The sequence below is a fragment of the Methanoregula sp. genome (genome assembly GCF_049686655.1).
GTDB lineage: Archaea > Halobacteriota > Methanomicrobia > Methanomicrobiales > Methanospirillaceae > Methanoregula.
On the sequence record NZ_JBAVIG010000008.1, the window covers coordinates 1 to 20,378 of the forward strand.

A 20,378-nucleotide genomic window follows, 5' to 3' on the forward strand; every position below is an offset into this window, starting at 1 on the left:
AGGTCTCCGCCGCTATGGGTGATAAGGGAGTCTCCATCCAGCGGTACAAGGGTCTCGGCGAGATGAATGCCCAGCAGCTCTGGGACACGACCATGGACCCCGAGAACCGGATCTTCCTCAAGGTCTCGATCGAGGATGCGTACGAAGCAGACGAGATGTTCAAGACCCTGATGGGCAAGGACGTGGAGATACGGAAGAATTTCATCATGCGCCATGCAAAGGAGGTGACGAACCTTGACATCTGAAGTCCCGCCTGCAGGCGTCCCCGAAACCCACCGCACCGAGCCGATCAGCATCGAGCAGGAGATGAAGACATCGTTCATCAACTACGCGATGTCGGTCATCATCCAGCGTGCGATCCCGGACGTCCGTGATGGCCTCAAGCCGGTCCACCGCCGATCGCTCTATGCCATGTGGGACATGGGCAACACGAGCGACAAGCCCACCAAGAAGAGCGCGAGGGTGGTCGGTGACGTGATGGGTAAGTACCACCCTCATGGTGACGCGTCCATCTACGACACCATCGTCAAGATGGCCCAGCCCTTCTCGTACCGCCACATGCTGGTACAGGGTCAGGGCAACTTTGGTTCCGTTGACGGCGATGCCGCTGCAGCGAGCAGGTACACCGAGGTCCGGCTCTTCCCGTACGCCGAGGCGATCCTGCAGGATCTCGACAAGGAAACGGTGGAATTCGTTCCCAACTACGATGAGTCATTAAAAGAACCGACCGTCCTCCCCTCGAAGATCCCGAACCTCCTCGTCAACGGGACCGATGGCATCGCGGTCGGGATGGCGACGAAGATGCCGCCTCACAACCTCCGCGAGGTATGTGCAGCCGTTAACCGGTTCCTCGAAGAACCAAATGTTTCCATTGAGGAACTCCTCCAGATTATGCCAGGCCCGGACTTCCCGACCGGCGGTATCCTGATGGGGGTCGAGGGCGTGAAGAATATCTACGCCACCGGCCAGGGCCGTGTCGTGGTCCGCGGGGTTGCCGAGATCGAAGAGTCCGACGGCGGGAACCGGGGCGACCGGATCATCGTCACCGAGCTCCCGTACCAGGTGAACAAGGCCCAGTGGATCACTAACATCGCTGAGATGGTGAAGGACAAGAAACTCGACGGCATCAGCGACATACGCGATGAGTCGGACAAGGACGGTATCCGGGTCGTCTTCGAGCTGAAAAAGGGCATGATCTCCGCGGTCATTCTCAACAACCTGTACAAACACACGGCGCTGGAGTCCAGTTTCTCGGCTTCAAACCTCGCGATCGTGGACGGGGCCCCGAAGATCCTCAACCTCCCGGCCCTCCTCGGGAACTTCGTCCACCACCGGATCGAGGTCATCAGGCGCAGGTCGGAGTTCGACCTCAACAAGTGCCAGGAGCGGGTCCATATCTTAAACGGCCTTCTCACCGCGCTCGCGAACATCGATAAGATCATCGCGGCAATCCGCGGGTCCGACACGGTCGACAACGCACGGATCGCGCTCATCTCGGGTTTCGGCCTTGACGAACCTCAGGCCAATGCAATCCTGCAGATGCAGCTCCGCAGGCTCGCAGCGCTCGAACAGCGGAAAATAACGGATGAGAAGAACGACCTCGAAACAGAGATCCGCAGGCTCGAGACGATCCTCTCATCTGAGGCAAACATCAAGGATGAGATCCGGCGCGAGACCTCCGAAATCGCACTGAAGTTCGGCGACGTCCGCAGGACGGAGATTGCCCTCGATATGAGCGATCTCTCGACCGAGGATCTCATCGAGGACAAGACGGTGCTCGTCTCCATCACGAAGACGAACTATATCAAGCGGATGGATCTCGACACCTACCGGAAGCAGCGGCGCGGCGGCCATGGTGTCACGGGCATGACCACGAAGGAGGACGATGTCGTCAGCTCGGTCTTCGCTGCCGGTATGAAGGATTACCTCCTCTGTTTCACGAGCATTGGCCGGGTGTACTGGCTCAAGGTGTACCAGATCCCCGAGAGCTCGCGGATAGCCAAGGGCAAGCCGATCGTCAACCTCCTCAACTTAAAAGACGAGGTCATCACGACCGTTATCCCCATCCGCGAGTTCCGGCCGGACCGGTACCTCATGTTCGCGACGAAACTCGGGCAGGTCATCAAAATCCCGGAGACCGAGTTCTCCAACCCCCGTTCGACCGGGACGAACGCGATCCGGCTCAAGGAAGGAGACCAGCTTGTCGACGTCATCATGACAGACAACACCAGGGAAGTCGTCCTCTCGACCCGGTTCGGGTACGGCCTCCGGTTCCACGAAGAGACTGTCAGGGTGGTAGGACGGAACGCGTCCGGGGTCATCGGTATGCGGTTCCGGGTCAAAGAGGACACGGTCTGCGCGATCACTCTCGTGGATAACGACCACACACTCCTTACCATCTCCGATGTCGGCTTCGGGAAGCGGACCGAGTTCGACGACTTCCGCGGGCACGGCCGGGCAACGCAGGGAGTCCGGACGATGGTGCTCGAACGCGATGCCGTGGTCATCGAATCGCGGGCTGTTTCAGAAACAGACGAGATCTTTGTCATGACTGCATCCGGTGTCGTCATCAGGACGCCGGTCAGCGAGATCCGCATCATCGGGCGCGGCACGAAAGGTGTGAAGATCATGCGCCTCGACGAGAACGACAAGATCGTCGGCGTTGCCGTAGTCCCGGCAGACCTGGACAACGGTACGGAGATCAGCGGCGGAGATCCGGTTCCGGAATAGATCTCCGGACATTTTTTTTATACATCCGTAGCCCGGTATAACGGGGAAGCGGATGAACTGGGAACATGGAATAGGGGGATGTGCCGGGTCCGCCGGAGGAACACGTTCCGGAAAAACGGCACATTACCAAACATTTTTGTTCGGGGGTGACCAAACTAACGATTAAGGCCTGATGCATGAAATGAGCACTTCCGAGCGAGCCCTCTCCGAAACACTATCCCTGGTATTCATGGCAATCCTCGTGGCTGTTGCCGCACTCCTCCTTATCGCTTCATTAACCGGTGTTATCTCCCACCTGCTCCAGAAACCTGCACTCTTTTCGGTCCAGGCCATTCAGTACAATACCAGTGCAGGCAACCATATCATCGGGGTCTTCCACCAGCAGGGGGATGCCGTGAACCTGAACGGAACCTCCCAGTCGGGCGGGACTTCCATAGTCTCGCTCTTCCTGGTAACTGCCGGAGGTATTCCCTTTACGGTGAATCCTGCCGGACCGCTCCAGACCGATCGATGGGGGGCGGGGGACATGTTATTCATTTACAGCCAGGACGGCGGCAGCAGCTATGTCTATTCGGATGTGGTGCCGAATGGTGTATCGGGCCTGCAGACAGGTACCTACACGGTGAGAATTATCGATAGCAACGTGAACGTCCTCCTCAATGCACTCCCGGTAACAATCCAGTAAAAAGGGGAGATCCGGACCGGATTAGCCCGATTCCCGCAGTGTCTCTCCGCATTGATCGGATAAGGTGGGATATGTTCAGGAAGATCATCCGGATCACGTCACAACACGAAGGCGACATCCTCAATATCACTCATGAGGTAAACGAAGTGATTGGGGAGAGCGGGATCACCACGGGAATGGTTCATCTGTTCGTGCAGCATTCAACCGCCGCACTTACGACGATTGAATACGAGCCGGGTGTCATTTCAGATATGAAACAGGCATTGTCCGTACTCGCTCCTGACACTGCCTCCTATGCCCATAATAACCGGCGGGGTGACGGGAATGGCAGGTCCCATGTCAAGGCTGCACTGGTCGGACCGGATCTTGCGATACCGGTTGAAGCAGGGAAACTGATGTGCGGGACATGGCAGCAGGTGGCCCTCCTTGAACTCGATGTGAATGCAGGCCGCACGAGATCCATTATCTGCACCATCACCGGTGAATAGGTTCTTTCTCTCCTGCAGGAGACAGCACCGTATCCCCTCCTGTTTTCTTTCCGCGGGGTCCGCCCAGGGTCGGTTCCCAAATCCATTTATTGGGGTTCATACTATGTGGTAGATGGAATGAGCGCCTCACTCAAACAGGAGATCAGGGAACGCTGTCTCGGGATGGATATTTCCCTGGTCGGCTTCGCGCCGGCAGAACGCTGGGATCACCATTTCTTCGAGCCATGGGTGCCGGTGGACTTCCGGCCGCGATCGATCTGGCCGGAAGCAAAGACCGTTATCGTGATCGGCCTTCCGGTCAGCCTGCCGATCATTGAGACGGCACCGTCGATCTGGTATCACGAACTGTACCGTACGGTCAATTCCCTTCTGGACGAGGACGGATACCGGATCGCCGCCTCCCTTACCGCACAAGGTCATTCCTCAATCTGGATCCCCCGCGACGGGTACGGCTCGGTCAGCGTACTGAAGGAAAAACCGGTCACATTCTTCTCCCACCGCCATGCAGCCTTTCTCGCCGGCCTCGGGAATTTCGGGACCAATAACGTCCTGCTTACGCCGCAGTTCGGCCCGAGGGTCCGGTTCGCATCCATATTCACCTCCGCAGATATCCCGGGAGATCCCGTCCTCGAACACCCGCTCTGCACCCGGTGTATGCGGTGCGTCCATGCCTGCCCGGTACGGGCACTTGGAGAGAAAGACTATCCCGAAGGACTTACGGACACGAAGGCATGTGCAACGCGATCGGAGGCCCTGAGCACCCGTTACATCTCACCGTGCGGCCTCTGCATCCGGATCTGCCCGGTTGGAGCGGACAGGAAAGCGTATGCCCGGGAAGACCCTGAGATCTATAATGATAAAGATGAACATTATGCCCCCTATCACCAGGCATGGAACCATGTACGGTCATACAGCGGGCGATAAGAGCCCGGGGGCCTGGCATGCGTTTTTTTTACCGGCAGTATCCTGATATTTTTCATTTTTCATGTGCGGGTCCGGGCTCCTGCTGACCCCCAGGTCCTTCAATGCAGGAGAGACGATATTATACCGAGGAATTTTATTCATTTAAAAGAAAGTGGCTGAAATAACCATATTTTCACTATTGTCAATTCAATTTCGGCATTTTTGGCATTCCGCCGGTTTCAGGGATTCTGAAGTTTTCGATACAAATAAAAAAAAATTTATAGATTCTGGGTAATTTGTACATTTATCAGAGAGTGTTATCGTAAATGGACAAGCACCCCCGGGCAGATCAAGCACCGGTTCATACTAACGGAGCCGGTTCCAACGGTTCTTCTAACGGCATTACCGGAGCGCAGGGAATTTCTGTTCTGTACGTTGATGATGAACCTGCACTGCTTGAGCCGACCAAAATATCCCTCGAAAAAAAGAAGGGTTTCATCGTCGATACTGCCTCGGGCGCGGAAGAGGCTCTTGCAAAAATCGCCGCGAGATCATTTGATGTGATTGTTTCAGATTACCAGATGCCCGATATGGATGGCATCGAGCTCCTCAGAAAACTCCGCGAAGAGGGAAATGATATCCCCTTCATTATATTCACAGGGAAAGGACGTGAAGAGGCCGTCATCGAATCGTATAATGCAGGTGCGGATTTCTACCTGGCAAAAGGCGGCAACCCCAAGGCGATGTTCCTCGACCTCGCCAACAAGATCCGGCAGACGGTCAACAGGAAACGGGCGGAAAAGGCACTCCGGGAGAGCGAGGAACGGTACCGGAAAGTTGTAGAGCAGAGCCACGATGCTATATATATCTACCAGGATGAGAAATTCGTCTTTGCCAACGACCGTGTCTCGGAGATATCCGGCTATTCCAGGGACGAATTGTACGGGATGATCATATTCGATCTTGTCCATCCCGATGACAGGGAGAGACTCGGCGATATCTCCCGGAAAAGGATGAGGGGAGAACACGCCCCCCTGACGTACGAAGCGCGTATCCTGACAAAAGCCGGGGAGACCCGCTATCTCGAACTTTCCGTGACAACGCTCTTTTTCAATGGGAAGGCTGCTGCTCTCGGGTCGGTACGGGATATCACGGACCGCAGGATTATTGATGATGCCCTCCGTAAAAGCGAAGAAAAATACCGGTCCATATTCAATACCTTCGACGACCTGTATTACCAGACGGACATGGAGGGTATCATCAGGATACTCTCGCCGTCATGTAAAAAGATTACCGGATGGGATGCCTCAGAACTAATAGGTCACCAGGTTCTCGAGCTGTACCCGTTTCCCGACCAGAGAAAGATGCTGCTTGGTGAGATGTTCACCAACGGTGCGGTGCACGATTACGAAGTGATCCTGAAAAACAAGGAGGGAAAACATCTCATCGTCTCCGTGACCAGTCACGTTGTCCGCGATGAAGCCGGTAATCCGCTGGGGGTCGAGGGATCTCTCCGGGACATCACGGAAAGAAAACTGGTTGAGGAGGCCCTTCATGCAAGCGAAGAACGGTACCGGACACTTGCAGATTTTCTCCCGGTGATCGTATTTGAAAATGACATTTCCGGTATACTCACCTTTGCCAACCGGCTCACCTATTCGACATTTGGCATCGATCCAAAGGATGTCATGTCCGGCATCAGCGTGATGGACTACGTTGTTCCCGAAGAGCGGAGGAGAGCCCGGGAGATGATGGTTAAGGTATTCGCAGGGGATTCAAGGAGTTCGGTTGAATATACCCTGCAGCGTAAGGACGGCAGCCGTTTCCCGGCAATGATCTCCACCAGCCCGATTATTGATCGGAAAACGGGAAAGGTGTCCGGCCTGAGGGGCGTGATCATCGATATTACGGAAATCAAAACAAAAGATGCTGCGTTACAACAGAGCGAAGAAAGTTATCACGGGTTGTTCAACACGGTCAAGGATGCCATTGGTATCATGGATGCGGCAGGTACATTCATCGATGTCAACAAGGGTGCAGAAGAGATGTTTTGTCACCCGCATGAATTCTTCATAGGCAAAACGTTTGAAGCACTTTCCGCGCCGGGCCGCAATGATCTGGTTCATGCCTTTGGCCAGGTGCGGGATGCATTTCTTGGCAGGCCCCAGCAGTTTGAATTCTGGGGCTTGCGTAATGGCGGCGAGGAGTTCCTGACCGAGGTCCGCTTATACAATGGGACATACTTCGGCAAGGACTCAGTCATCTTCCTCTCGGTGGATATCACCGAGCGCGTGAAAGTGGAGCTCGCCCTCCGGGAGAGCGAGGAATTATTCCGGACACTTTTCAATAATGCAAACGATGCTATTTTCCTCCATGAGATGCTGCCCGGCTCAGAACCCGGGCGCTATATCATGGTCAACGATATTGCCTGCACGCGTCTTGGGTATACCCGGGAGGAACTCCTCTCAATGTCACCCTCAGATATCGTGTCCCCATCCCATCTCCGGAAGATGCCGGCAATCGCCCAGATGATCAGGAAACGGGGTCACGCAACGTTCGATGCAATTTACCGGAGAAAAGACGGAACGGAATTCCCGGTGGAGATCAGTACTCACACGTTCGAACTGCGCAGCAGGCAGCTGTCATTGTCAATCTCACGGGATGTAACGGAGCGTAAACGGATGGAGGAGGCCATCAGGTCAAGCGAAGAGACGCTCCATGCGATCATCGACGGTTCATCGATCCCCCTGTTCGTGATAAACCGGGATCATGAAGTGCTGTACTGGAACAAGGCACTGGAGAAATACAGCGGTATACAGTCACGGGATGTGCGTGGGACCACCGGGGCCTGGAAGGCATTTTACACAGAGAAACGACCGGTTCTTGCGGATCTGCTGATCGAAAACGAAATTGAAAAAATCCGGTTATGGTATGCCGGCAAATTCAGTTCCTCACCGTATATCGAAGGGGCATTTGAAGCAACAGACTTTTTCCCGAAGATCGGTCCTGCCGGCACCTGGATCCATTTCTCTGCCATCGCCATTAAAGACACGGATGGAAGGGTGATCGGTGCACTTGAACTCCTTGAGGATATCACCGATCGTAAATGGGCCGAAGAAGAACTCAAGAACAGCGAGCAGTACCTCAAGACAATCTTCAATTCGGTCCAGACCGGGCTTTTGATCATCGATCCCGATAACCACACAATTATCGATGCCAACCCGGCTGCGGTCAGAATGATCGGGGACGACCGGGATGCGATCATCGGGGCTGGCTGCGAGGATTTCATCTGCCATACCGTGAAAGGGAAGTGCCGGTTCACAGACAATCCTCCAAAACGGGAGAATTTCGAGAGTATACTCATCAGGGCCGACGGGCAGAAGGTTCCAATCCTGAAAACAGTGATCCCGGTTATGATATCCGGTAAGCCTGCCTACCTTGAGAGCATCCTGGATATCACAGACAGGAAACGGGCAGAAGATGCAATGCAGAAAGCATACTTCGAGCTTGAACAGAAAGTCGAAGAGCGGACAAAAGAACTGAGAAAACTCACGGAAAATCTCCGGAATGAAGTGTCGGAACGTAACCGCGTGATGGAGGCACTGGCCTTCAGCGAGGAAAAATACCGGTCCCTTGTCGAACAGATCGGGGATATTGTGTTCCATATTGATGAGAATGGTTATATCACGTACATCAGCCCCCATGTGCTGTCAGAGATGGGCACGACGCCGGAACAGTTCCAGAAGATCTCTGCCCGCGACCTGGCACCTCAGGAATATCATGAGGCCATCAGGACATTCCTGGACCCTGCCCTCTCCGAACATCCCCTGGTTTCAGGTTTCGAGATACGGGTCCCGGCAGCAGCAATGGGTTCTCCCCTTGTATTTGAAGTGAATGCAACCCCGAGTAAGGATAAAACCGGACGGTTTACCGGCTACTCCGGCATTGCCCGGGATATTACGGTCCGAAAAAATCTCGAGAACGAAATTGCTGCTTCCCTCAAGGAGAAAGAGATCCTCCTCAAGGAAATCCATCACCGGGTCAAGAACAACATGCAGGTGATATCGAGCCTGCTCAGCCTCCAGGTACGGCTGATGAAAGATCCCGGGGGCCGTGAGGCAATGAGGGAGAGCCAGAACCGGGTCATGTCGATCGCTCTCGTTCACGAGAAACTGTACCAGTCAAAAAACCTTGCCCGTATCCCTTACGACGATTATCTTAAACAAATCGGGGAAAATCTGCTCCAGTCCTATGGAATACCCGCCGGGAAGATCCGGCTGGAGATCCATGCTGCCGATATGGTCCTGCCCATCAGCAAGGCAATTCCCGTCAGCCTCATCATCAACGAATTGCTCTCCAATGCATTGAAATATGCGTTCCCCGGGGACAGAACGGGAACCATATCCGTCGAGTTCAGGAGGACAGGTGAGCTTTATACCCTTGTCGTGAAGGATAACGGGGTGGGACTGCCCGGGAGGATTGTACTGGAAACTATCGAGACACTGGGCCTGCAGCTGGTGAACTCGCTCGTGGCACAGATCCAGGGCACCCTTTCCCTGAAGAGAGAGAACGGGACGGAATACAGGATTGATTTTGCTTTTGAACCGGGAGAAGGAGACCATTATGGGTGATGTAAAAATTCTGGTAGTTGAGGATGAAGCGGTAACCGGCATGGATATACGAAGAAGCCTCACTGAACTTGGGTATTCGGTATGTGCAATCGCAACCACCGGTGAACTGGCTGTGCGAAAGGCTGGCGAACTGCATCCTGACCTGATCCTTATGGATATCATGCTCGCCGGCAAGATGACGGGTATAGAAGCTGCAGAGATTATCAAACAACAATACCATATCCCGGTCGTGTATCTCACTGCATACAGTGATGACAGTTTCCTCACGAAGGCGAAACTCACTGAGCCGTTCGGTTATATCCTCAAGCCGTTCCGCGAACTGGAGCTGAAGACTACCATCGAGATGGCGCTCTATAAATATGCCATGGAACATGCACTCAGGATCAGTGAAGAGACCACACGCGTCCTTCTGAACGCCACGGAAGATTATCTCTTTCTTATCGACACCAATGGCAGGTTTCTTGCTGCAAATCTCGCCCTTGCCCGTAAGACCGGTAAAAATGTTCAGGAATTTATCGGTACCAATGTGTCTGATCTCGTTGAACAGGGTTTTCTCTCCCCCCATATGGCAGTCTGGAATGTGAACGTGACCCAGAAAACGCCGATCCATTTTGAAGAGGAGTTCAAAACTGTCTGGTTCGAAACCTCGATCTATCCGGTCGTCAACCTCGAAGGCCAGGTCGTCCTGTTCGCAGTTTCCATCAGGGATGTTACAAGGAATAAAACAATCGAAGAACAATCCCGTCAGAACGAGGAATTTTTCCGGTCCCTTATTGAGGAAACGTCCGATATTATCGCGATCCTGAACAGGGACGGGACGCTCCGCCACGAGAGCCCGTCGATGACAAAGACCTTGGGTTATGCACCTGAGCAGATCGTGGAAAAGCCCCTCTCGGATATTATCCCGGAAGAGGACGTCCCGGTCTTTAACCGTATCCTTGGCGAGATCATCGACAACCCTGGCATTGTAAAACCTGTAAGGATGAGGATTCGGGACCGGGCGGGATTGGCACATATCATGGAAGGGATCATCAGCAACCTGTACGGCAATCCGGTGATTGATGGTATCGTTCTCAACGGGTGGATCAGAACGGAGTAAGAATACGCCCCTGCCTCTGCCGCGAAACGGTCCTGGGAATCCGGCACGGGGATTTGTGCAGTTATTCCGGTTTTGGGATCTCCCGCAGGGATTTTACAAAGAAGAATCCCACAACACCGAATGTGATGAGCGGGGAGACCCAGAAGGGAATGCTGACAGAGAAACTATCCAGCAGCATGATGATCCCAAGGAAGAAGATGGAGTACATGGCCCCGTTTTTAAGATAGAGATATTTCCTGATGTTATCAACGTTCCTGACCGTCAGTTCCCGGACCACGAGCGCCCCGAGGCCGTTCCCGATAAGGATCAGGGGAACGGCCATGGTAAAGGCAAAGGCACCCACGACCCCGTCGATGGAGAAGGTGGCGTCGATCACTTCGAGATAGAAGATCTTACTCAGGTCGGTCATGTCCGTGTGCAGCATCGTCTGCTCTGCCTGCTCGGCATTCTGCCGGAACCCGTGAACAACAAAAAACGCTGTCGACCCTATCACCGCACCGAACGCAACCATCGTGTTGTGTCCAAGGGACAGCCAGACAAGGGCTGCAAGGATCACGGAGACCACGGCAAAGAACCAGACACCTTTGGAGGCAAAGAACCGCTCGCCCCGCAGGCCGAAATTCTTGTCTTCCAGGAACAGCCAGTGAAAGAAGAGGAAGATGAGGAACGTACCCCCGCCCATCAGGAGGACAGGGGAGGACAGTTCGATTGTGGCGAGGACGAGGGGATCGCCTGAGAACGTAGCGGTGAATGCACCCATTGGGCCGAGTGACGGAGTGGAGATCCAGACGATCAGCCAGGGCAGGAGGCCGCGGACAGCAACTACAGCAAACAACAGTCCCCAGACCAGGAACCAGCGCTTTGCACGCCTGCTCATGGTCGAGAGCACTTCGGCGTTGATGATCGCATTGTCTATGCTTGTGATTGTCTCGAACATGCAGAGGCCGGCGATGATCAGCACTATGGAAATAATGTCCATGAACAAGGATCCTATGCGATGTGCACGAGTATTAACATTATCAGGGCGGTGAGCACGGCTGGATCCACCATACCAGCCCGCGTTCACAATCCATATACCTATTTCCTGCAAACGCCAGACACAGTACTGAAGAACCGGCACGATATGGAGGACGGAACCATCATTATGGAAAGCACGGAAGACCCCGATCAGGTCTCACGTGAGATTCACGCGGTCGCAGAGCAGATGCAGACGGCGATGACAAAAGGCGAGCTGGGTTCGATCCTTTCCCGGGAACTTCAGCGGTATTCCCTCTTCGATCTCCAGATCATCGGGGGCCGGCTCAATACCGAGATCGAGCGGCTTCCCTCCCCGTACCGCGAAGCGATCCGCCCGTTTTTCCGCGAACAGCTCTTTGGGAAACATCACCTCCTGCTCGCCATGTACCGCAGCCGGTCATTTGAGCGGCTTAATACTCCCCTCCGGGACCGGGAGTCCTTTGAAAATTTCTGCACTATGCTCAAGACAGGTGTTTTTGCCTGGGATGATTCCAGCGAACGCAACCCCTGTTTCCGGAACCCGAAGAACCGCCTGTTCTACTACCTGATCTCCGCGTTCACGCTGTTCATCCTCGAAGAGCCCGGCCACCCGGTGGGGATGCCGTTTCCCGGCGGGTTTAAGGTGGAAAAGCGGGGAAACGAGTATTACTGCCTGATCCGGGACAGGGAAAAAGAGGTATTCTACTCCATCTGCAATTTCTGCCCGGCGTTGCAGAGTGAAGAGAACAAGAACCCGGTATAGATTATTCCGGATTTTTGCAAGGGTATGTCGTGACGGCCGGATTGACCCGCCAATACCTGGCGGGTCAGACGAGCAACGTTCCCGTATTGGGCAACCATCGCATCGGGTTTGCCTGCAGTATCAGAGTATCCCTACGAAAACCGGGGGAGGGCAGGCAATCGCCCGTTCACCAAAGGATCCCTTCATACTAAAATAATTGTGGCTGAAGAGAATCAAAAAATTTCACCGCAGATTATGCGGTACAGTCAGAAAATGCCCGGAACTTCCAGCATTTTCACACCATCGGCCAAAAAGGCCATTAGCAGGGAGAAAGCATGTGGGAAAAGAGAACTGTAACGGACTGGAAATTCAGTCCAATGGAATCGTCTCCAGCTGGGAGACGAGTTCCCAGATCCTTGTCCGCGCATGGATGGGCATGTTGGGATCATTGGATATTTCATCAATCTTTGATATGGCTTCGGCAGCGCGCAGCCCCATGGCCTTTGAGTTGTTCGTGAGCAGCGTCCGGGTCTCGTCAGCAACGCGCCGGATATTTCTGGGTATCGAACCGTCTTCCTGGATGTGCTGCAGCATCAGGATACAGTTTTCCATAGTCTTTTCAGGGTTTGGCATGGTAGCACCTACCTGGGTACCTTTAGTTAATATGCGGAACGGACATATATAGTTTAAATAACCTGACGGTGAACCATGCCCTCCCGAAAAGAAGACGAAATAATGGCTGAATGCCTCCTCAAGGGAGGCAAAATGCTCGAGAAGAGCTGCAAGACCTGCGGATGTCCCCTGTTTGAAGTCAAGGGAAAAACGCTCTGTATCGTCTGTGCAGAGAACGAGAACGCTAAAAAGTCTGCAAAAAATGTCAAGACGCCGGCTGCTGCAACGGCAGTGACCGAGCCCCATCATCACGAGCATGGCGATGGATGTGGCTGTGACGGGGACCATGACGAGGATTCATGTACCTGCGGCGATGAAGACGACGGAATGCTCACCGATGAAGTAGCAATGACCGTCTTCTCTCTCTGTGAGCGGATCCATAACGAGAAGGACCCGGACCATGTCCTCACGTTGATGCAGGCAGTGAAGGCCGGAACCGAGGCGCTCGAGATCCTGTGCCGGTTATAATCATCTAATATCTCCTTTTCTTTTCTCCATTTTCAGTTAGCAGCTCTCATCATATCCGGAAAAGTGCTCCCGAATTCAGAATAACCGGGTCTATTCATTCCGGAGCGCGTCGATCGGGTCCATGTTCGAGGCCATCCACGCAGGGTAGAGTCCTGATACGACACAGACGATAACACCGATGATCATCCCGTACGGGATATAGATCAGGCTTTGGGGGAGGAAGAAATACGCCGTGCTGCCAATCATTGCCTGAACGACTGAATACCCGATAATAAAACTCATAATACCCCCCATGATCGCCCCGATCAACCCGAGGATAAGCGTTTCGTAGAGGAACATCCTCCGCACCTCGCCTTTTTCCGTACCGATAGAAAGCAGGATCCCGATCTCCTGGACCCGTTCCTTGACCGACATCATCATCACGTTGAAGATGCTGACTGCGGCCACGACGAGAGAAATGCCACCGATCGCCATGATGAACGTGGTGATCGTCCCGAGGGTGCTTGTGATCGTGGAGAGCCGAGAGCTCGCGTCGCTGATGCGGATCACATCCGTGTTCCGGTTGACCTTCTTGTCGATGTTGGCCTCGGTCTGGTTTATCGTGCTTACGTCCTGCAGGATTACGTTGACCTGGTTGTATACGTTCAGGTACCCGAAATGGTCGGTATACCACTGGTCCGAGACAATGATCGCATTATCTGTATTGACGTTGTCGGAAGCAATCCCCCTGGCAGCCAGGATACCGGCGACCCGTACGACCGGCCGGACGATCGTTGCGCAGTTCTGTCCGATCTTGATGCTGCTCCCCACGCCCATATTGAAGTTGTTTGCAATCGTTGCCCCGACCAGTGCGTCGTTTCCTCCCTGGATATTCGACCCCTGGTCTATTGTGAGGAACTTCGGGATATCGCTCGGGGCCAGGCCATAGATCGACCCCCGGCCGTTCGTACTGCCGACCGTGAACTGCGTGCCGGAATCATGGATCGGAATTATCTGGTTCTGTCCTGCCGATGACTTGATATCGTTGAGCTCACTTACATCAATCCCGTTCTCGGCGGAAGCATTCCCGGTAGTACTCACTTTCACCACGTCTGAAGTAAGGATTACCGTGTTTACGTTGGAGGAGAGCTGGCTCTGGACCGAGAGCTGCATGTTGGTACCAAGCATGCCCATGGTCGAGATCGCCACAACCCCGATAATGATCCCGATCGAGGCCAGGAGTGACCTGAGGAAATTGAGCCGGACGCTGCGCACGGAGAGATCGAAGAAGATGTCCCTCATGGTTCCACAATCCTGCCATCGTCAAGGGTGATCGTGCGTTGCGCATACTCTGCGATCTTCTGGTCGTGGGTCACGATGATAACGGTCTTTCCCTTCCGATGGAGGTCAACAAGAATGTCCAGGATCTGGAAGCCGGTCTTCCGGTCGAGGTTCCCCGTGGGCTCATCACAGAGGAGGATCTTCGGGTCATTGACAAGCGCCCGGGCAATCGCGACCCGCTGCTGCTGCCCGCCCGAGAGCTGGTTGGGCCGGTGGGCACCCATGTCATGGTCGATCCCGACTGCAGTGAGCATCTCCGCAGCCCGCCCGGTGGTATCCCGTTTTTTGTACTTCAGGATGAGGGGGTACTCCACGTTCTCGTACGCGGAAAGGAGGGGGATCAGGTAGAATTTCTGGAAGATGTACCCGATGGCGTCGCGGCGCAGGTGGGTCCGCTCGAGGTTCGACATTTTGGCCACGTCCTGCCCGTTTATCAGGAGCTTGCCGGTTGTAGGCACATCCAGGATGCCCAGCTGGTTCATTATCGTCGATTTTCCCGAGCCGGACGGCCCCATAATCGCCACAAACTCACCTTCCCGGATCTCGAGCGAGACATGGTTGAGGGCGGTGAAGTCCCCGCTCTCCAGGTGATAGACCTTCGACACGTCCACGAGCTGGATCAGGGAAGAGTTACCCATAGTACTTTCCATTATTATCTCCTGAACTTTGCCACGATCCATCTCCTCTTCATCCAGAGAACAATGGCGAAGATAAGGATTATTCCGCCGTAGATCAGGGGATAGGATGCACTCAGGTCGCCCCCGGTCTGTGAACCCGTGCCGGAATAAGACAGGGGGCGCAGGTCAAGTATCTTTGTCGTTGTTAATATGTTCCCATATGCGTCCTTCCATTGGACAATAATCGGGACGGACGAGAGATCGTTCGATACGAACGTAAGGGTGAAACTCGAGAAATCATCGGATGCGAGGGCTCCCACAGCATAACTTGCATACGGCTGAACAGGATGAGCAGGAGCACCCACACTCAGGACCAGACCGCTTGCATCGGTGATACCTGCATTGGTCACATCACCCGTCAACGAGTAGGTGTTGTTGCCGGTGCCCGCAAGAGCGAGATCATTAAGGACCGGAAGTGACGCAGACTTGGACTCACCCGTATTCATCGGCAGGACAACACCCGTTGTATGGATGTTGTTACCATTGCGGAAACTGACATTGAATATGACATCTGACTGAGCGTGAGGGGTCAGAGCAAACGGGACGTCAACCGAAGTACCGGCAGGGATGGGGCCCACGAAACTTTCCGACGGAGACACATCATTGCCATTGCCGGATGCAACGATCAGGACATCCGATATATCCCCGAGCCTTGGGTTGGCGATACTCACATTCACGGTATCCGTCTGGTTAAGAGCGAATGTCTCGGGCTTTAATGAGATACTCGCCCTCACATCTGCCGAGTCTATCGTGAGGGGGATCTGCGAATGAACAGGGTTGCCGCCATAGGAATTTGGCTCAGCGGTAAAGAGCGGAAAATATGTCCCGTCGGGTATGTCAGCTCCAACCAGTACGATGAAATTAAAATCCATGGTGGCCCCGGGCCCGACCGTTGTTGCAGTTGTGAACGTGTCCTGGTTGAGGACGTGGATATGCGGATCGAGCAGGGCCGGCTGGTCCAATGCCACCGAGGCGTTGGCAGCATTGGTTACATGGACCGTAACAGTCCCGGTTTCACCGGGGTAAAAAACCTCAGGAGTGAGATTATACCCGGAAACATATACAAGCGCTGCTGCATCCTGTGTATTTGCTGCCGGAACATTGGCAGAAAGAGCCGATGCAGCACCTGCAGAACCACTGCACAGGAGCACTATCAGGAGACACACAATCCAATATTTCATGATTTCTCCATCTCGCGGTACCAGCAAGTGGCATCTGCCAGACAGGTAAACAATATCGGGGAGATGTTATTCACCTGGTAACCGGCATGGGACCATTTTTTCGATATATTCCGCATTTAGCGGGAGAATGTATATTAACGTACCTGTCATTGCAAATTTTGAGACAATCACGGAACCCGTGAGCACTGCAGGCAATAAACCGGATATGCCCCCGGTCGCACAATCCCGCCCGGTTAATGCCTGAGACCGTTGGAGAATTCCGCAAGAGGCACATTCATGAAAAGAGCGCGGGAAAAAATCGATCTGAAACCTTACGATCAAAACCTCCACAAATGCTACCTTACCGTATCAGCCATTGCGGAGGCTGTTACATGCCACGGGCGACCGGAGAACAGCAATCAGGCTGATCTCATCTTCCGTGGTGCCCTGTCGGGGCCTGTTTCGCCAACCGCATGAACCCATAGAAATTTCAAGCCCATATTCTGAGCTTTGAGCGAGATCGCCACGGGATCCACCCTTTTTCCCGGTGCTCTCACGATATAATGATAATATTCCGATGTGACCACGTACCGCTTCTCTTCCAGAAAACGTTTGATTTGATCCCGTTTCCCCCCGGAGATATGATAGATCATGTCCCCCGGGGGCTGGCTGTTGCCGGCCCAGTCCTTCATCCGGACATCGTACTCTTCTTTTACCGAACCATAGTGAGATCCGGTAATTATCTGCCCTGTACTGAAGTGCCCGAGAGTATCCTTTTTTACTTCGTATTCCGGTTGCCCCGGTGAAGTCCCCTGCCGGAGTGTTGGCCCCTTGGCCGGAACACAAGAATCACGGGGCTCTTTCTGTCCATCACGTGCCATTGCGATACCGTCATTTACCCTGTTATTCCTCAAGATGGTTGTTGTTCGGTTCTCTTCGTTAAATATATATGACATGGTCCTCAGGCGCGATCAGGTCCGGCCGGTGGTGTGGGGGCGACCACTCAGGGGCAGCGGGAGTTCATCACAAGTTTCAACAGGGATTGCGAACTCCCCACGAAGGGGTACCCATCCCGCTCACAGAGTGAGGTGCAGGTAGGGAACCACCATGAATTACGGGGATTTGGGCCCCCGCTGCCGGACCAGGGGGGTCCCAGGCCACCCCCACGGCATCTGACCGGAACCCGGTCGACCGTCGGGAATTTAGCAAAGCCACAGATCCGTAATGAGCTGCAAGGGGGATACCTTTCCCTCCACACTTCCGGGTGGGTGGGGGGTCTCCACTCTCAAAAACAAAAGAGGGAGGGGGGGTTCATCGCCAACCCCCCTCCTCATTTTTGAGAATTATGCATTATTGCACGTGTCCCGGGCCAGATGTACACACCCCTCTTCAGATGAGACAACAGTTCGGGGGGCTACTCAAATATGATAAAGAGGGGTTTGCCCGGGCCAACGAGGGGTGGGGGGGTTGGAAGTCTCCCCCCCTGCGTTTTCAGTCGTACCCCTGCCTGCACAGATCGAAGATCCTCCCGCCGGTCTTCTCCCCGATCCCTTTCACCGCCACGAATTCCTCGAGCGACGCGTTGGCAATCGCCCGGATAGACCCGAAATGGTCGAGCAGGAGACGGGCATTCTTCATCCCGATCTCCGGGAAGGATGAGACGATGTACTCCTGCTCCTCTTTTTGGGAACGGTGGGACTTATGCGGATGCATCTTGCGCTCGCCTCGTTCGCCTTCCTCACGTTTTGCGAGCACGAAGAGCATCTGTGCGGTGTCCTGCTCGTCGGTCGTGTAGATGAGGGAGACCCCCATGTCGATGGTGAGGGCAGCAAGCACACCCTTGATCGCGTTAGGGTGGATATCCCGCTGGGCATAGAGGTCCCCGCCTTCGATGATCAGCACCGGGCGGGGAACGGCCTCCGCCAGGGACTTCACCTGCCCGAGCAGGTCACGGTTGATCAGGGTATCGACAAAGTCCCGTGCGGTCTTCCGTTCAATCAGGATACGGTCACCGATCGCGTAGTCCCCGAAGGGGAGGCGTTCGAGCCGGATCATCGCCCCCATACCGGAGAGGTGTTCCACGACCCGGGATGAGGTCTCGCGATCGTCGATCACTATCTTCGGCCCCTGCGGGGTGAACTCATCGATGCTTGCCTGTTCCACGGGCGCAGTCCTCTGGGGGAGCGGGGAACTCATGCTGCTCATCGACCGCATGGTCTTCTGCATCTGCTTCTCCTTTCCTGCACTGACGTGCCGGAAGACCTCGTCCGAAGTGCCCTTCGTGACGAGGACGACGACCCGGCCTGCGCCCGACCGTCCCGTTCTGCCCTTGCGCTGGATGGAGCGGATCTCAGACGGGACCGCTTCGTAGAAGATCACAAGATCCGTCGAGGGAACATCGAGCCCTTCCTCCCCGACAGATGTCGCGACGAGAACTTTGAACTCTCCTTCCCGGAACCGGGTCAGGGCCGCGATCTGTTTCTTCTGGGAGAGACCTTTCTCGGAATCCTTGGCCGCCTGACCTACGAAGCGCTCGCTCATGATACCGTTCCGGGCCAGGTGGTCCACGAGTAGCTGGACGGTGTCCCGGTAGGTAGCGAAGATGATGATCCGGCTGTCGGGGTACGCCTCCAGCTGGTCCCGTACGAGCCCGAGCACCACCTCCGGTTTCGGGTGCAGTTCCTTTGTCCACGAGACCGAGCGCTCAAAGAGTTCCCGGAACGACAGGTCCTGAGCCAGGCGCTGGCTGGCCTTGCTGCCACCGGTTCCTGTTCCCTCGGCAATCATCTTTGCCAGATACCCCTTGAGTACCTCGCTGCCCTGCGATTCGGCGAGGGTGACCGCATGCCTGAGTTTCATGCACTCGGCATAGACTGACGCAGCAGAGAAACCGGTCGGGTCACGGCTGGCAATCCTCTGCTGGATCTGGGCATTGATTGTGTTGAGCGCTTTCATTGTCAGTTTGTCCCGCTTGGGCACCGTGAAGTGCAGGGAAGCAAGCAGGGCGAGACGGTCCTCGATGAGAGTATTGAGGGTCTGGATCACGTATTTCAGGTCAGGGGGCAGGTCAATCGAAATATAGTCAAGCTCCCGTTCGAAGACATAGGGCCGGACATCCGGATCATTTTCCGTGCGGGTCTCAACATGGGCAATACCCAGGTTTGCACAGACCTCCTGCACCTTCTCCTGCGCCCCACCGGGGGAGGCGGTCATCGCGAGGAGGAGGGGCTTGTCCGCAGAGCCGAGATAGCGCTGGGCAAGGAATACGTAGGCGTAGTTGCCGACCGCCCGGTGACACTCGTCCACGATGAGAAGCGAGACATCCTTTAAGGTGTACCGGCCGGCAATAACATCGTTCTTGATGACCTGCGGTGTTGCGAGGATCACGGTTGCCCGTTCCCACTCGGTAGTCCGTTCTGCCGGCGGGGCATCCCCGGTGAACATGACAAACGGGGATCCTTCCGGATCGGAATGGCTGACGGGAGGATTTTTTGCGAGGAGGTATCGTTCAAAATAGCGGAGGTGCTGCTCCACGAGGGGTTTTGTGGGGGCCAGCATCAGCACCTTGCCCCCCTCGTTGTAGAGCCGGGAGGCGGCCACGAGCAGTGCCACGGCGGTCTTGCCGAGGCCTGTCGGGAGGATCACCATCGTGTTCCCGTCAAGTGCCCGCATGGCAACCGAGAGCTGGTACTCCCGCGACTCGATACTGTCCGGCCGGATGAGGGGATGGCTGATGCAGCTCATGTACTTGGTGAGAAGTTAGGTGTCAGTGGGTAATATAGGAAATCGTGGGATCCTGAACGTTAA

Annotated in this window: 15 protein-coding genes and 1 pseudogene; 9 read left to right on the forward strand and 7 right to left on the reverse strand. The window is 54.8% G+C overall.

Annotated features, from left to right (window positions below):
* The 7 genes and pseudogenes from WBL42_RS00600 to WBL42_RS00630 all read left to right on the forward strand — a co-directional run.
* Positions 1 to 245: pseudogene (locus WBL42_RS00600) on the forward strand (DNA topoisomerase IV subunit B); the annotation flags it as partial.
* A complete protein-coding gene (gene gyrA / locus WBL42_RS00605) occupies positions 235 to 2,730 on the forward strand; it encodes a DNA gyrase subunit A (protein ID WP_424719324.1) in 2,496 nt (831 codons plus the stop codon). The pseudogene WBL42_RS00600 and the gene gyrA, both read left to right, overlap by 11 nt.
* A 181-nt stretch (positions 2,731 to 2,911) precedes the next feature.
* Positions 2,912 to 3,415 carry a hypothetical protein gene (locus tag WBL42_RS00610; RefSeq protein WP_424719325.1) on the forward strand — a complete coding sequence of 168 codons (504 nt, stop codon included), beginning with the start codon at positions 2,912 to 2,914 and terminating at the stop codon, positions 3,413 to 3,415.
* Between the two features lie 71 nt (positions 3,416 to 3,486).
* Positions 3,487 to 3,903 carry a secondary thiamine-phosphate synthase enzyme YjbQ gene (locus tag WBL42_RS00615; protein WP_424719326.1) on the forward strand — a complete coding sequence of 139 codons (417 nt, stop codon included), beginning with the start codon at positions 3,487 to 3,489 and terminating at the stop codon, positions 3,901 to 3,903.
* Positions 3,904 to 4,020: 117 nt separating this feature from the next.
* Complete coding sequence (locus tag WBL42_RS00620; protein WP_424719327.1) at positions 4,021 to 4,827, forward strand: 4Fe-4S binding protein; 807 nt, start codon at positions 4,021 to 4,023, stop codon at positions 4,825 to 4,827.
* A gap of 305 nt (positions 4,828 to 5,132) precedes the next feature.
* Positions 5,133 to 9,437, forward strand: a complete 4,305-nt coding sequence (locus WBL42_RS00625) for a PAS domain S-box protein (protein WP_424719328.1) — start codon at positions 5,133 to 5,135, stop codon at positions 9,435 to 9,437.
* On the forward strand, positions 9,430 to 10,536 hold the full coding sequence (locus WBL42_RS00630; protein ID WP_424719329.1) for a PAS domain S-box protein: 1,107 nt from the start codon (positions 9,430 to 9,432) through the stop codon (positions 10,534 to 10,536). The genes WBL42_RS00625 and WBL42_RS00630 overlap by 8 nt, the downstream gene beginning before the upstream one ends.
* Positions 10,537 to 10,597: 61 nt before the next feature.
* On the opposite strand, the gene WBL42_RS00635 is transcribed toward WBL42_RS00630, so the two are convergent.
* On the reverse strand, positions 10,598 to 11,515 hold the full coding sequence (locus WBL42_RS00635; RefSeq protein ID WP_424719330.1) for a DUF475 domain-containing protein: 918 nt from the start codon (positions 11,513 to 11,515) through the stop codon (positions 10,598 to 10,600).
* Positions 11,516 to 11,680: 165 nt separating this feature from the next.
* On the opposite strand from WBL42_RS00635, the gene WBL42_RS00640 reads away from it, so the two are divergent.
* Positions 11,681 to 12,295, forward strand: coding sequence for a DUF2115 domain-containing protein (locus tag WBL42_RS00640; protein WP_424719331.1), 615 nt, complete (start codon positions 11,681 to 11,683; stop codon positions 12,293 to 12,295).
* 348 nt (positions 12,296 to 12,643) lie between these two features.
* Here the strand turns inward: WBL42_RS00640 and WBL42_RS00645 are convergent, their stop codons facing one another.
* Complete coding sequence (locus WBL42_RS00645) at positions 12,644 to 12,907, reverse strand: UPF0147 family protein (protein ID WP_424719332.1); 264 nt, start codon at positions 12,905 to 12,907, stop codon at positions 12,644 to 12,646.
* Positions 12,908 to 13,009: 102 nt separating this feature from the next.
* On the opposite strand from WBL42_RS00645, the gene WBL42_RS00650 reads away from it, so the two are divergent.
* Positions 13,010 to 13,414 (forward strand): Sjogren's syndrome/scleroderma autoantigen 1 family protein, encoded by a 405-nt coding sequence (locus WBL42_RS00650; RefSeq protein WP_424719333.1) that lies wholly within the window; start codon positions 13,010 to 13,012, stop codon positions 13,412 to 13,414.
* A 90-nt stretch (positions 13,415 to 13,504) separates the two neighbouring features.
* Here WBL42_RS00650 and WBL42_RS00655 read toward each other — a convergent pair whose 3' ends face one another.
* From WBL42_RS00655 to WBL42_RS00675, 5 genes are all read right to left on the reverse strand, one after another.
* A complete protein-coding gene (locus WBL42_RS00655) occupies positions 13,505 to 14,695 on the reverse strand; it encodes an ABC transporter permease (protein ID WP_424719334.1) in 1,191 nt (396 codons plus the stop codon).
* Positions 14,692 to 15,384 carry an ABC transporter ATP-binding protein gene (locus tag WBL42_RS00660; RefSeq protein WP_424719335.1) on the reverse strand — a complete coding sequence of 231 codons (693 nt, stop codon included), beginning with the start codon at positions 15,382 to 15,384 and terminating at the stop codon, positions 14,692 to 14,694. Before WBL42_RS00660 ends, WBL42_RS00655 begins: the two co-directional genes overlap by 4 nt.
* Positions 15,385 to 15,386: 2 nt before the next feature.
* A complete protein-coding gene (locus tag WBL42_RS00665; RefSeq protein WP_424719336.1) occupies positions 15,387 to 16,592 on the reverse strand; it encodes a hypothetical protein in 1,206 nt (401 codons plus the stop codon).
* A gap of 398 nt (positions 16,593 to 16,990) precedes the next feature.
* The gene (locus WBL42_RS00670; protein WP_424719337.1) at positions 16,991 to 17,452 is read right to left on the reverse strand and encodes a hypothetical protein; all 462 of its coding nucleotides are present in this window, start codon (positions 17,450 to 17,452) and stop codon (positions 16,991 to 16,993) included.
* A 610-nt stretch (positions 17,453 to 18,062) separates the two neighbouring features.
* Positions 18,063 to 20,315, reverse strand: coding sequence for a DEAD/DEAH box helicase (locus WBL42_RS00675; protein WP_424719338.1), 2,253 nt, complete (start codon positions 20,313 to 20,315; stop codon positions 18,063 to 18,065).
* Positions 20,316 to 20,378 lie beyond the last annotated feature (63 nt).